Source organism: Pseudomonas sp. 58 R 12, from assembly GCF_900005865.1.
Taxonomy (GTDB): Bacteria; Pseudomonadota; Gammaproteobacteria; order Pseudomonadales; family Pseudomonadaceae; genus Aquipseudomonas; species Aquipseudomonas tritici.
The window spans coordinates 352,349-365,305 of record NZ_CVTP01000008.1 but is presented as its reverse complement, the minus strand read 5'-3'; the positions used below and the strand labels follow the sequence as shown (position 1 = coordinate 365,305).

Sequence of the window (12,957 nt, the reverse complement as noted above, 5' to 3'; positions counted from 1 at the left end):
GTCGAAACAAAGCGGGGGCAGGGTGGAGCAAGTTGGGTGTTTTATTTTTATTGGATTGAGTGTTGCCAAAGGTATATCGGCATCAAGAGAAGGGACTTGAGGAACGGCTACCCGGTCGGCTAGCCGTTTATAAAGGTGAGGTCAGAAGCTGTATTTGGCCGTGACGCCAAAGCTGCGTGGGTTGCCGTAGGTGTCGGTGGAACCCCAGATCGGGCTGGTGGCGATTGCCGAGTAGTAGGTGCGGTCAAAGATGTTGTTCACGTTCAACTGCAGGTCCAGATGCTTGTTTACCTGGTACCCGGCCATAACGTCTGCAACTGCATAGCTGCCTTGTTCCAGGCGATAGGTATTGCTGTTGGCGAGCACCACATCGTTGTACATGCGGCTTTGCCAGTAAACGTTGCCACCGATGCGCAGTTTTTCCAGCGGGCCCTGGAAGCGATAGGAGGTGGTGAGTTTGAACAGGCGCTCTGGGGTGTCGGTGTCGAAACGCTGGTTGTTATTGGCAGGCTTGGTGTCCTTGACGTAATGCGCACGGGTGTAGGTAAAGCCACCGCCGACTTGCCAGTTCTCAGTGAGGGAACCTTGCAGCTCCAGATCTATACCCTGGCTGCGAACCAGTCCGGACGCTTCGTAGCAGGCGGTGATCGGGCATCCCACCTGGCTGTCAGGCAATGTCGCGCGGTTTTTCTGGTCGATCTGGAATACTGCCAGGCTGGCGTTGAGCGCACCGTTGAAGTACTCGCCCTTGATGCCGACTTCGTAGTTTTCACCGACGATAGGTTCCAAGGGTTTGTCCGAAAAATCCCGACTTGTCTGCGGCGTGAAGATATCGGTATAGCTGGCGTAGACCGAATGGTGCTCGTCAAGGTCGTAGATCACCCCGGCGTAGCGTGTGAGGTTGCGGGTGACTTTGTAGTCGCCATCGCCCTGGCGGTCATCGTAGTCATACCAGTCCACACGGGCGCCCAGGATGACCTTGAGCGGGTCTGCCAGGTTCAGGCGGGTTGTCAAGTAAACCCCATCCTGGGTGGTGATGCTGTGGCCTTTGCCGTCGCGTACGAAGTTCGGCTTTGCGCCATTGAGTGGGTAGTTGGTGTCGTAGGGGCTGAACTCCTTGGAGGTGGCGTCATAGATGCGTTTGCTGGTGCCCACCACCACTTCATGGGTACGACCGAAGGCTTCGACCGGGCCGCTGAAGAAGGTGTCCAGCCCGTATTGCTTGTCATCCTGGTGCGATTGGTAGGCGGTGCGCGCCAGGGTGGTTTCATAGCGCGACTGGTAGGTACCGGTGAATACACCGTCCAACTGTGATGAGGAGCCGGCGATGTGGAGTTTCCAATCGTTGGCGAAGCGATGCTCGATATCACCAAATACCGTGTCGATGGTCAGTTTCTTGTTTTCCCAGTCCGAGCCGGGGTTGGTGGAGCGAGGCAGGTTCAGGTGGTGGCCGTCAGTGCCGATCGGCAAGCCGCCCCAGAAGTGGTTGGTCTGATCTTCCTGGCGCGAGAAGCCCAGGGTCGCCGTGGTGTTTTCGCTGAGGTCGGCTTCGCCGATGGCATAGAACAGTCCGTGATCGCTTTCTTCACCCTTGCGGAAACTGTTGGCGTCCCGGTATGAACCCACCACGCGACCGCGCAGGGTGCCGCTGTCATTCAAGGCGCTGGAAGCGTCGAATTCGCCGCGATAATCATCCCAACTGCCGGCAGCACCGGTGATCGAAACCTGCGGCGTGGCAGTGGGACGCTTGCGCACAAAGTTGATCGCAGCCGAAGGGTTGCCCGCGCCGGTGACCAGTCCGGTAGCGCCACGAATCACTTCCACCCGGTCGAACATCGCTAAGTTGGGCTGCACGCTGTTGGCGTAGCCAGAATACGAACTGGGGATGCCGTCGAACATCATGTTGTCGATGTCGAACCCGCGTGATTTATAGGTATGCCGACCGGGGCCGCTGGATTGGCTGAGGAACAGGCCGGGAGTGTTCTTGACCACGTCATTGACGCTGGTCATGGCCTGGTCGTCCATGCGTTGGCGGGTGATCACCGTGACGGCCTGCGGGGTCTCACGCATGGTCAATGGCAGCTTGGTCGCCGTTTTCATCGCGCCGGTGGTGTAGGACTGCGTGCCTTCGGTGGTTTCGCCAAGCTGCTGCTCCCCGGAGATTTGCGTGGCACCCAGCTCAAGCGTGGTTGCTGGCGTTTCAGTGTCCGCGGCAAAGGCCGCTTGGGCGCTTGCAAGACAGACAGCCAACGCCATTAAACTGGGTGAAAAACCTTTGCCGCCGTGTTGTTGCACAGGCATGGAACTGAACCTCCCCGAATGCCGTCCGTGGCGAATAATAAAGATGTTGATAATTATTCGCATCAGTTTGGCAGATTGAGTCGGGAGGAAAAAGCCTTCAGGGAGAATTAGTTAACGAATTTTTCACATGTGGCGGATGGGGCGTTTAGCCATCAATCTCCAAACGCACCCCCAGGTAGGGCCGCTCAGTCGCGCTTGGGAATGGCCACCCGGCTTGTCGCCTTCACCTCTCGCAACGCCAGGCTCGACTGGATCGACGCAATCCCCAACTGGCGCCTCAGCACGCTCTCGACAAACTCGCTGTAGCTGTCCAGATCTTCCGCCAGCACTTGCAACAGGTAATCCGCATCACCTGTGATCTTGTGGCACGACAACACCTGCGGCAGCTCTTTCACCACGGCCTCGAAGGCGTCAGGCGCATGGTCGGTGTGGATGGCAAAACGCACATGCACAAAGGCCATGATGTCCAGCCCGAGCATCTTGCGATCGAGGTTGGCCTGGTAGTCCTTGATCACGCCTTCTTCTTCCAGGCGTTTGCGTCGGCGCCAGCAGGGCGTGAGGCTCAGGGATAAACGCTCGCTGAGTTGAGCGTTGGAAATACTGGCGTCTTCCTGCAGCAGGGCGAGGATGGCGAGATCAGTGTCATCAAGAGCGACCTGTTTGGTTTTATTTTTCACAATTGTGGGCTCATAGGGTAAATATTCCCGATAAAGCTAACAGTGTCGTAATTAAAAGCAAAGAAAGCCCGGCGTTGCCAGAACAAAATAGACCCTGTCTTTTACTGACGGATGACCCACATGCTGACTGTTTTTAGCGAAGCCCACCGTTTGCACCATGGCACCGAACTGAAGGACGGCGTGCTCAAACCCTCGTTCGAACAACCGAGCCGCGCCGACACCGTGCGTGACCGCGTCAGGCAGGTTGGCTTGGGCGATATCATCGTACCGCGGCGCTTTGACCGGGCCTGTTATGTCAACGCCCACAGCGAGCGCTACGTGGCATTCCTCGAAACCGCTTGGGCCGAATGGACCGCCATTGGCCGCAGCCATGACGCGCTGCCCCTGGTGTGGCCGGTCCGGGACTTGGCCAACCAACAAGTGCCGGATTTCATCGATGGCAAGTTGGGTTTCTTCGCCATGGACGCCGGCTCGCCGATTACCCGCACTACGTGGGAGGCGGTAAAAACCAGCGCCGATATCGCCTTGACCGGCCTGGCACTGTTGGATGAAGGCCATTACAGCGCCTTCGCCCTGTGCCGCCCACCGGGCCATCACGCGGCGCGTGAATACATGGGCGGCTATTGCTACCTCAACAACGCCGCGATTGCCGCGCAGCAAGCCATCACCCAAGGCGCCAAGCGCGTGGCGGTGCTGGATGTGGATTTTCACCACGGCAACGGCACGCAGAATATTTTCTACGACCGCCCGGACGTGATGTTCATTTCCCTGCATGGCGACCCGGCGGTGTCCTATCCGTATTTCTCCGGTGCCAGCAGTGAGCGCGGCGCAGGTGCGGGGGAGGGCTTCAACCTCAATTACCCGTTGCCAAAAAACACCACGTGGGACCACTACCAAACCGCCCTTGTCGACGCCTGCCAACAACTGCGCCGTTTTGCACCCGACGTACTGGTGATCTCCCTCGGCGTCGACACCTTCAAGGATGACCCCATCAGCCACTTCCTCCTCGACAGCGCGGACTTCCTCGGCATGGGCGAAATCATCGCCAGCGTCGGCGTGCCCACGCTGTTCGTGATGGAAGGCGGCTACATGGTCGATGAAATCGGCATCAATGCCGTCAACGTGCTGCACGGTTTCGAAAGCAAAACCCAATAACAACAACCGTCGACTTTTCTTCTGCCAAAACTCAAAAACATAACAAGAGGTTTTGTGATGAAAACAACCACGCCCGGGCTTTATGAAAAGCCTGCGTTGCAACGTACCCTGAGCAACCGCCATATCCAGTTGATGGCCATGGGCGGTGCGATCGGCACTGGCCTGTTCATGGGCTCCGGCAAGATCATTGCGCTGTCCGGCACCTCGATCATCCTGATCTACATGATCATTGGGCTGTTCGTGTATTTCGTGATGCGCGCCATGGGCGAGCTGCTGCTGTCCAACCTCAACTTCAAGAGCTTCGCCGACTTTGCCGGGGCGTACCTGGGGCCGCGCGCGGCGTTCTTTCTCGGCTGGTCGTACTGGTTGAGCTGGAGCGTAGCGGTGGTGGGGGATGCTGTGGTGGTCGGCGGCTTCTTCCAGTACTGGTTTCCGGATGTGCCGGCGTGGATGCCAGCGGTGGGTATGTTGCTCACGCTGTTCGCGCTGAACGTGCTGACGGTCAAGCTGTTTGGCGAAGTGGAGTTCTGGTTCGCGATCATCAAAATCATCGCGGTGGTGACCTTGATTGGCGTGAGTGTGGTGCTGATCGCCAGCTCGTTTGTTTCGCCGACCGGCGTCACGGCTTCGCTGACCCATTTGCTGGACAAACAGGCAGCGTTTCCCAATGGTCTTTTCGGCTTCTTTGCCGGCTTCCAGATGGCGATTTTTTCTTTCGCCGGCACCGAACTGATTGGCACGGCCGCCGCCGAAACCCGCTCGCCAGAGCGCACGTTGCCCAAGGCGATCAACTCGATCCCGCTGCGCATCATCCTGTTCTACGTGCTGGCCCTGGCGTGCATCATCGCCGTGACCTCGTGGCAGCAAGTCTCGCCGAGCAAAAGCCCGTTTGTTGAGTTGTTCCTGGTCGCAGGTTTTCCGGCCGCTGCGGGCATTGTGAATTTCGTGGTACTCACCTCGGCGGCGTCATCGGCCAACAGTGGCGTATTTTCGGCCAGCCGCATGCTGTTCGGGTTGGCCGACCTGGGGGATGCCCCGGGCATTTTTGGGCGGTTGTCGAACAGCAGCGTGCCGTTTATCAGCCTGGCGTTTACCACCCTGCTGATGCTATTGGGGCTGGTATTGCTGTTTGTGGTACCCGAGGTGATGACCGCCTTCACCATTGTGTCCACGGTGTCAGCGATCCTGGTGATTTTCACGTGGTCGACCATCCTCGCGTCCTACATCGCCTACCGTAAAAAACGCCCGGACCTGCACGCGAAATCCATCTACAAGATGCCTGGTGGTGTGCCGATGGCCTGGTTTTCCCTGGCGTTTCTCGCGTTTGTACTCGGCCTGTTGGCGCTGCGGCCGGATACACGCTTGGCGCTGTACGTGATGCCGGCCTGGTTTATCTGGCTGGGGATCGCTTACCAGTTTTCGCGCTTCAAGGGTGCCCATTGGATGAAGGCGACACACTCGGTCACAGGTGATCCGCATCAATGACGGCCTTGGCAAACGCCTCGGGCGCTTCCTGCGGCAGGTTGTGGCCCACGCCGCCATTGATCAGGCGAAACGCATACTTGCCGGTAAAGCGCTTGGCGTAGTCGCCGGGGGCCGGGTGCGGCGCGCCGTTGGCGTCACCTTCGAGGGTGATGGTCGGCACGCCAATCGATGGCGCCTGGGCGAGTTTCTGCTCCAGCGGTTCGTATTGGGGTTCGCCCTGGACCAGGCCCAGGCGCCAGCGGTAGTTGAACACGGTGATCGCCACGTGATCCGGGTTCTCCAGGCCTTTGGCGCTGCGCTCGAACGTGGCGTCATCGAACGTCCAGTGCGGTGAGGCCAGCTGCCAGATCAGTTTGGCGAAGTCGTGTGTGTTTTTCTGGTAGCCATCCGCGCCGCGTTCGGTGGCAAAGTAAAACTGGTACCACCATTGCAGCTCGGCTTTAGGCGGCAAAGGGGTTTTGCCCGCCGCCTGGTTGCCGATCAGGTAACCGCTGACCGACACCAGCGCTTTGACCCGCTCAGGCCACAGCGCGGAAACGATGTCTGCCGAGCGGGCGCCCCAGTCATAACCGCCGAGCACGGCTTGCTTGATCTTCAGCGCGTCCATGAAGTCGATCACATCACTGGCCAGTGCGGCCGGTTGGCCGTTACGCAGGGTTTTATCCGAGAGAAAACGCGTGTCGCCATAACCGCGGGCGTAAGGGATCAGCACGCGATAACCCTTGGCCGCCAGCAACGGCGCCACCTGGGCGTAGCTGTCAATGTCGTAGGGCCAGCCGTGTAGCAGGATCACCACTGGGCCTGTCGCCGGGCCGACTTCGGCATAGGCCACGTCCAGCAGGCCGGCGTTGACGTGCTTGAGGGCCCCTAAGGCCGTCTGAGTGCTGGCGACGGCCCGAATAGGCGCCTCGGGCATTTCCGCGTGAGCCATGCCCAGGACGCCGAACGGCAACAGGGCAAAGGTCAGGAAAAGAGGGTGGCGTTTGGAGCGGCGATTCAACTGAGCGTGCATGGCGAGCCTCCTGCGGCTTGATGTGTGCCGGGTGCTCAGTGAAACGCCGGGCTGTATCTGGCCTGTTTCAGGAAACCCGCCGGGTTAAAGCCGGTGTAGCGCCATGGGCTCTGTACACACTGCGATACAAGCCTGCAATCCGACCCTCACACTCAACAAGCATCAAACACAACAGGAATGGCCAGGTGAGGTTTTACGACAGCACGATCTCATAAGGCTCGCGCATACGCTCCAGCAGCACCTGGGCCAGCATGGGCGCCAGGCCGATTTCCGGGTCGCCGGCCAACTGGCTGGCATAGGCGTGGACGGCATGGAGTTTGCGCGCCACGCTCCAGCTGTCCAGGCGCACTTTGCGCGCCCGTTGCCAGGGGATGATCGCCCCCTCTCGGGCGGGCCAGTGCCAGGCCCAGATCGGCAATTCATGCAGCTGCGCGCCGACCAGGCTGCACGCCTTGGCGCTGGCACGGCCGACTGCGTCATGGTCGGCATTGCCGTCATTGCGCCAGGTGCTGAACACCGCGTCGCCAGGCTGCAGGTAACGCGCGATGAACTGGCTCAGTTGTACTTCCCGGGCGGCGAGGGCGGTATCGCAGAACCCGCCACGTATCCACTTCAGGCTGTGCAACGGCATGCCCAGGCGGCGCAGGGCTTCGACGCTTTCCTGCGGGCGCACCACGCTCAAGCGGCTCGCCGGCCATATGTTGGACCCCGGGTGGCTGGCACTGCCGTCGGTGATGGAGATCAGTTGCAGCGGGTGTTCCAGGGTACTGAGCAACTGCAGCAAGCCGCCACAGGCCAGCACTTCGTCGCCGGGATGCGGGGCGATGATGACCACGCGCGCGCCAGCGGGTACCAGTGAGGACGCGGTGATCGGAAGGATTTGCGCCAGCTGCGGGGCGCTGTTCCAGATTTGCGCCGTACCGCAACGGCCGTCGCTTAAGGAAGCAAGCTTCATGGGGTGTTACATCCTTGTCGATTGATGCTGTGGGTCGTGCCCCGTGGGCGGGACGACTCTCTTATACCCACCACAGGCTCCGCCGCAGTGGCTGCATGGCACTCTAACCGTGGAATACCAGCAAGGCGTCCTCAGCATAGACAAGGATTGGTCGTTTTTACATTCAGCAACGTCGTTTTTTAAGTGGCGTGCATCAAACTCTTCAAATAATCGCCAAACCCGCCTTGTGCGCGGGCGTCCAGGCGCGCACTGGTGATCACTTGCGGCGTATGGCTCCAGGCGATGGAGGCGCCGCACCGCTCAAGGTTGCGCACCAACTGGACATCTTCATGGCACGCCAGCGGTTCGAAACCGCCGGCGCGGACATAAGCGCCAGCGCTCACGCCCAGGTTGGCACCGTGGATGTGCCGATGACCGTCACGGGCCTCATAACCTTGCAGATAACGAATTTGTGCAGCGGGGTCGAAATCTTCGCTCCAGGCGTCCACCGTGACAGTGCCGCACACCGCATCCACCCCCAGCGCCAGCTGCGCCACCAGCCAGTCCGGGGCAACCCGGCTGTCGGCGTCCGTGCAGGAGATCCAGCGCGCGCCCTGATTGAGCAGGTGGCGCGCGCCAACGCCGCGCACATGCCCCACATTGCGCGCCTGGACTTCGAGGTACTGCACCGGGTAGGCCTGGGCAATGGCGGCACTGCCATCGCTGCAACTGTCGAGCACGACCAGGATAGTGACTGCTTCGCCCATCAATCCGGGGTGGCCAGCCGCGATCAGCGCCGCTTCAAGGCAGTCGCCCAGCAACGCCTCTTCGTTATGTACCGGGATCAGAATGCCGATCATCGCAAGCCCTCAAGGGTGGCGACCGAGGTGCCATCGCGGCTCCATAGATCAAGAAGAAAGTCGTGTTCGTGATAGCTTGCGATCCGCGGCATGTCCAGGCGCTGCTGGAGCAGCGCGTGCACCTGCTCGGCAGTCTGCGGGCAACCTTCGATAGGCGGGCGCCAGTGGCAGGCCAGCACCTGGCCGTCGTCGGTAAGCGAGGCGCGGGCGCGATCGATCAACTCACTCAGGTCATCTGCGTCAAGGTAGTAGCACAGCTCGCTCAATACGATCAGCTCGAACTGGCCGGTGGGCCACTGTTCGGGCAAGCGACTCTGTCGCACTTGTGCATGCGGGAAACCCAACAGGCGGCTACTCGCCAGCGCCACGGCGGCGGCGGCGGTGTCGCAACACAACAGGCGGTCACAACGTGGCGCCAGCTCGAAGCTCAGCTCGCCATTTGCGCAACCGGGCTCGAACACCGAGGCGTAGCGCGGCCGCGTAAGTATCGCCAGGGTCAGTGCGCGTTTGCGTCGCTCGTACCAGCGTTGGCGAAACGCCCAGGGGTCGTCGTTCTCGGCGAACAACTGGTCGAAGTAAGGCGTGGCCACACTCATACGAACACCACTTCAAAAGGCTGCAACAAGCGCTCCACCACATAGGGCGCGAGCACCGGCGCGAGGCCGACCTGCGGGTCGCCTTCCAACTGGCTGGCGAAGGCATGGATGGCGTGGCGCTTGCGGGCGATGGCTTCGCAGCTCAGCGGGATCTTGCGCGCGCGATGCCAGGGCACCAGGCTGTTTTCGGGGGTTGCCCAGTGCCAGGTCCACACAGGCACCTCATACAGGGTTGCGCCCACGGCCTCGGATGCCTTGGCGCTGGCACGGCCAACGGCCTCATGGTCGCAATGGCCGTCTTCGCGCCAAGTGGTGAACACGACGTCGTTGGGTTTGAGGTAGCGCTGGATAAACGCAGCGAGTTCGTCCTCGCGGGCCGCGACCTTGCTGTCGCTAAAACCCGCGCGCAGCCATTTCAAGCTGTGGGCAGGCAGGCCCAGACGATGCAGGGCCTGTGCTGACTCCTGGGGGCGCACCACGCTCAAGCGCTCAACTGGCCAACGTTGCGAACCGGGATGACTGGCGCTGCCATCGGTGACTGAAATCAACTGGATCGGCCGGCCCAGCGCCGCCAAACCCTGCATCAGCCCGCCGCAACCCAGCACTTCGTCATCCGGATGCGGCGCAATGATCACCGCACGATGGCCTTCTGGCACCAACTGCTCGACGCTGATCTGTGGCAACTCGGCCATTTTCGGCGACGCCTGCCAGTGCTGCAGCGGCGTACCCTGTCCAACAATCGGATTGGCTTTCATAGCTGCCACCTGCCTGTGGGGGCGCCGGCGGCCAGTTCGCCAAGACCGGCCAAGTCGCGCTCGGCATGGCTTTGGCGCACATACACCGGCAGGTCCGCCATCAACTGGGCGAAGTGCGGGTCCTTGCAATAGGGGCCCGCACCGACCGCGCGACCAACGTGGCGAATCACTTGCTCAACCGTGTCTTCGATGCAGGCGCGCGTCTGTTGGGCCAACGCCCTGGCGTCAGCCTGCGGTTCGCGGTCGACGTGTTCGGCACTGGCGCGCAGCACGCAGGCGGCACTGTTCAATGCACTGTCGACGGCGCCTAGGTGGGCGAGGGCATGCGGTTCCGGGCGTTTATTGCATTGTTCACGCAGGACTTCCGCCAGGCGTTGCGCCGCGCCGTACCAGCAGGCCGCGATACCAATCCCGCCCTGCCAGAAACCAGGGCGGGCGAGGTAATCACCGGGGCCGCCCACGGCAAGCCCCCAGGCCCCATCAAACACGACTTCCACACTGCCGGTGGCCGCCATGCCCACGGCATTCCAGCCCTCGTCAGTGACGGTGATGCCGGGTTGGTCCATGTCCACTGCCACCAACTGCTGGCGATTCTCTTCGTCCCAGGCCGTCAACAACCCATGGCTGACCACCGCGGCGCCGGAACACCAGGCTTTACGCCCTTGCACCAGCAGGCGATGGCCCTCTTTGCGCACATGCACCTTGGCCGTGGGTGGTTCGGCCGCCCACATACCCCATGTACTGCCCAAGGGCGGCAACGGGCTGTTGAGCTCGGCGATAATTGCCAGGGCATCGGTATGGCCTTCAAACAGCTTGCACAGGCGCAGGTCATGACCTGCCACCTGCGCCAAGCGGCTGAACCGTTCCAATGTCTGGCCGCTGCCCGGCAAGGGCAGTTGGTCCAGGCCTTCCTCCTGAAGTGCCTTCAGGGCCGCGCCCAGGGCTTGCGTGTCCGCATAGCCCCGGTAGCCTTGAAGGAATCCATGCAACGCCATCTCACACCTCGTCTTCGCGCTGCAGCTCAAACAGTAGCAGCGAGCGGCCGGTCACCGCGTATTCATGTTCAAAGTCGAAACGTTCCTGACCACGCACAGCGGGCTCGTTGGTGTCGAGCATGCAGGTCCAGAACTCACCCTCTGGCACTGGCGGCAGGCGGAAATTGACCATGTCGTGGTGGGCGTTGACCACCAGCAGCAAGGTCGCATCCGCGCCGGCACGGCGAATCCCGGTTTCCTGGGCGCGGCCATCCATCAACATGCCCAGGCAGCGACCGTGGCTGTCTTCCCACTGTTCGGTGCTCATCTCGGTGCCATCTGGCGATAGCCACGTTACGTCCTTCACGCCGATATCTTCGTTGTAATCGCCGACCAGGAAGCGCCCGCGACGCAGGATCGGGTAGGCCAAGCGTAGCTTGATCAGGCGTTTTACAAACTTGAGCAGCGCCTTTCCGTCGTCGTCCAAATCCCAGTTGACCCAGCCGATCTCGCTGTCCTGGCAGTAGGCATTATTGTTGCCGTGCTGAGTGCGGGCAAATTCGTCCCCGGCCACGAGCATCGGCGTGCCTTGTGACAACAGCAGCGTTGCGAAGAAGTTACGCATCTGGCGCAGGCGCAGTGCGTTGATCTCGGGATCTTCGGTCGGGCCTTCGACGCCATGGTTCCACGACAGGTTGTTGTTGCTGCCGTCCTGGTTGTTCTCGTCGTTGGCTTCGTTGTGTTTGTCGTTGTACGACACCAGGTCGTGCAAGGTGAAACCATCGTGCGCGGTGATGAAATTCACCGAGCTGTAAGGGCGACGGCCGCGATGATTGAACATCTCGCCCGACGCGGTCATGCGTGCGGCGAAATCCGCCAACTGGCCGTCATCACCTTTCCAGAACGCGCGCACGGTGTCGCGGAAGCGGTCATTCCATTCCACCCAGCCCGGCGGGAAATTGCCCACTTGGTAGCCACCAGGGCCGCAGTCCCAAGGCTCGGCGATCATTTTCAGCTGGCGCAGCACCGGGTCCTGGCGGCAGGCCACGAGGAAGCTGTGGCGCTCGTCGAAACCGTCGCGATAGCGCCCGAGGATGGTCGCCAGGTCGAAGCGGAAACCGTCGACGTGCATCTCTGTCGCCCAGTAACGCAGCGAGTCAGTGACCATCTGCAGCACGCACGGGTGGCTCAGGTCCAGGGTATTACCGGTGCCGGAATCGTTGATGTAGAAACGTTTGTCATCCGGCATCAGGCGGTAGTACGAGGCGTTGTCGATGCCACGCATGGACAGGGTCGGGCCGCGTTCGTTGCCTTCGGCGGTGTGGTTGTAGACCACATCGAGGATCACCTCGAGCTTCTGTTCATGCAGGTGCGCGACCATCTCCTTGAACTCGGCGATCTTGCCGCTGGCCAGGTAGCGCGGGTCCGGGGCGAAAAACGCGATGCTGTTGTAGCCCCAGTAGTTGGTCATGCCCTTTTCCAGCAGATGCTGGTCGTTGACAAATGCGTGTACCGGCAGCAATTCGACGGAGGAAATGCCTAACTGGCGGATGTGCTTGAGTACATCATCTTCCATAAGACCGGCGCAGGTGCCGCGCACGGATTCGCCCACGGAAGGGTGGCGCATGCTGATGCCGCGCAAGTGGGTTTCATAAATGATCGTACGGTCCCACGGCACACGCACCGGCTGGTCGTTGCCCCAGGTGTGTGCCGGGTCGATGACCTTGCACTTGGGCACGAAGGGCGCGCTGTCGCGTTCGTCGAAGCTGAGGTCGTCGTCGGGGTGGCCGATGGTGTAGCCGAACAGCGCCTCCGACCATTTGAGTTCGCCCACCAGCTGTTTGGCATAGGGGTCGATCAGCAATTTGTTGTGGTTGAAGCGGTGGCCGTTGGCCGGGTCGTATGCACCGTAGACACGGTAGCCGTAAATCAGCCCGGGGTGGGCGTCGGGCAGGTAACCGTGGAAGATTTCGTCGGTGTATTCCGGCAGTTCAATACGCTCAAGCTCCACCTCACCGGTGTCATCGAACAGGCACAGCTCAACCTTGGTGGCATTTGCCGAGAACAGTGCAAAGTTGACGCCCAGACCGTCCCAGGTCGCGCCAAGTGGGAAGGGCAAACCTTCACGAATCCGCGACGGTTCGCTGTCCGGCGTCGGTGAGATTTTATCGGGTTTGCTCATTGTGTTGCTCCTGCAAGGGTCTTTTT

The 12,957-nt window shown here is 60.9% G+C and carries 11 protein-coding genes; 2 read left to right on the top strand and 9 right to left on the bottom strand.

Annotated features, from left to right (window positions below):
• Positions 1-141 precede the first annotated feature (141 nt).
• Both BFP95_RS05220 and BFP95_RS05215 read right to left on the bottom strand, forming a co-directional pair.
• A complete protein-coding gene (locus BFP95_RS05220; protein WP_065880594.1) occupies positions 142-2,301 on the bottom strand; it encodes a TonB-dependent siderophore receptor in 2,160 nt (719 codons plus the stop codon).
• A gap of 185 nt (positions 2,302-2,486) precedes the next feature.
• Positions 2,487-2,981: an Lrp/AsnC family transcriptional regulator gene (locus BFP95_RS05215; RefSeq protein WP_065872946.1), complete on the bottom strand. Its 495-nt coding sequence runs from the start codon at positions 2,979-2,981 to the stop codon at positions 2,487-2,489.
• Between the two features lie 117 nt (positions 2,982-3,098).
• Here BFP95_RS05215 and BFP95_RS05210 point away from each other — a divergent pair, with 117 nt between their 5' ends.
• Positions 3,099-4,133 (top strand): histone deacetylase family protein, encoded by a 1,035-nt coding sequence (locus BFP95_RS05210; protein WP_065880593.1) that lies wholly within the window; start codon positions 3,099-3,101, stop codon positions 4,131-4,133.
• 57 nt (positions 4,134-4,190) lie between these two features.
• Positions 4,191-5,618 (top strand): amino acid permease, encoded by a 1,428-nt coding sequence (locus BFP95_RS05205; RefSeq protein ID WP_049713116.1) that lies wholly within the window; start codon positions 4,191-4,193, stop codon positions 5,616-5,618.
• Here the strand turns inward: BFP95_RS05205 and BFP95_RS05200 are convergent.
• The 7 genes from BFP95_RS05200 to glgX all read right to left on the bottom strand — a co-directional run bounded on the left by BFP95_RS05200 (position 5,596) and on the right by glgX (position 12,931).
• Positions 5,596-6,630: an alpha/beta fold hydrolase gene (locus BFP95_RS05200; RefSeq protein WP_065880592.1), complete on the bottom strand. Its 1,035-nt coding sequence runs from the start codon at positions 6,628-6,630 to the stop codon at positions 5,596-5,598. The genes BFP95_RS05205 and BFP95_RS05200 overlap by 23 nt on opposite strands.
• 193 nt (positions 6,631-6,823) lie before the next feature.
• Positions 6,824-7,585: a PIG-L deacetylase family protein gene (locus tag BFP95_RS05195; protein ID WP_065872949.1), complete on the bottom strand. Its 762-nt coding sequence runs from the start codon at positions 7,583-7,585 to the stop codon at positions 6,824-6,826.
• A gap of 179 nt (positions 7,586-7,764) precedes the next feature.
• Positions 7,765-8,424, bottom strand: a complete 660-nt coding sequence (locus tag BFP95_RS05190) for a glycosyltransferase (protein ID WP_065872950.1) — start codon at positions 8,422-8,424, stop codon at positions 7,765-7,767.
• Entirely contained in the window at positions 8,421-9,020 is a 600-nt protein-coding gene (locus tag BFP95_RS05185) for an SAM-dependent methyltransferase (RefSeq protein WP_065880591.1), read from the bottom strand. The genes BFP95_RS05190 and BFP95_RS05185 overlap by 4 nt, the downstream gene beginning before the upstream one ends.
• Positions 9,017-9,775, bottom strand: a complete 759-nt coding sequence (locus tag BFP95_RS05180; RefSeq protein WP_065872952.1) for a PIG-L deacetylase family protein — start codon at positions 9,773-9,775, stop codon at positions 9,017-9,019. The genes BFP95_RS05185 and BFP95_RS05180 overlap by 4 nt, the downstream gene beginning before the upstream one ends.
• Complete coding sequence (locus BFP95_RS05175; RefSeq protein ID WP_065872953.1) at positions 9,772-10,770, bottom strand: acyl-CoA dehydrogenase family protein; 999 nt, start codon at positions 10,768-10,770, stop codon at positions 9,772-9,774. The genes BFP95_RS05180 and BFP95_RS05175 overlap by 4 nt, the downstream gene beginning before the upstream one ends.
• Before the next feature lies 1 nt (position 10,771).
• The gene (gene glgX, locus BFP95_RS05170; protein ID WP_065909458.1) at positions 10,772-12,931 is read right to left on the bottom strand and encodes a glycogen debranching protein GlgX; all 2,160 of its coding nucleotides are present in this window, start codon (positions 12,929-12,931) and stop codon (positions 10,772-10,774) included.
• Positions 12,932-12,957 lie beyond the last annotated feature (26 nt).

Bases quoted from the DNA above. Each gene is read 5' to 3' on its own strand.
- BFP95_RS05200 (WP_065880592.1), bottom strand. From the start codon at position 6,630: ATGCACGCTCAGTTGAATCGCCGCTCCAAACGCCACCCTCTTTTCCTG.
- BFP95_RS05175 (WP_065872953.1), bottom strand. From the start codon at position 10,770: ATGGCGTTGCATGGATTCCTTCAAGGCTACCGGGGCTATGCGGACACG.
- BFP95_RS05195 (WP_065872949.1), bottom strand. From the start codon at position 7,585: ATGAAGCTTGCTTCCTTAAGCGACGGCCGTTGCGGTACGGCGCAAATC.
- BFP95_RS05205 (WP_049713116.1), top strand. From the start codon at position 4,191: ATGAAAACAACCACGCCCGGGCTTTATGAAAAGCCTGCGTTGCAACGT.
- BFP95_RS05185 (WP_065880591.1), bottom strand. From the start codon at position 9,020: ATGAGTGTGGCCACGCCTTACTTCGACCAGTTGTTCGCCGAGAACGAC.
- BFP95_RS05190 (WP_065872950.1), bottom strand. From the start codon at position 8,424: ATGATCGGCATTCTGATCCCGGTACATAACGAAGAGGCGTTGCTGGGC.
- glgX (WP_065909458.1), bottom strand. From the start codon at position 12,931: ATGAGCAAACCCGATAAAATCTCACCGACGCCGGACAGCGAACCGTCG.
- BFP95_RS05180 (WP_065872952.1), bottom strand. From the start codon at position 9,775: ATGAAAGCCAATCCGATTGTTGGACAGGGTACGCCGCTGCAGCACTGG.
- BFP95_RS05220 (WP_065880594.1), bottom strand. From the start codon at position 2,301: ATGCCTGTGCAACAACACGGCGGCAAAGGTTTTTCACCCAGTTTAATG.
- BFP95_RS05210 (WP_065880593.1), top strand. From the start codon at position 3,099: ATGCTGACTGTTTTTAGCGAAGCCCACCGTTTGCACCATGGCACCGAA.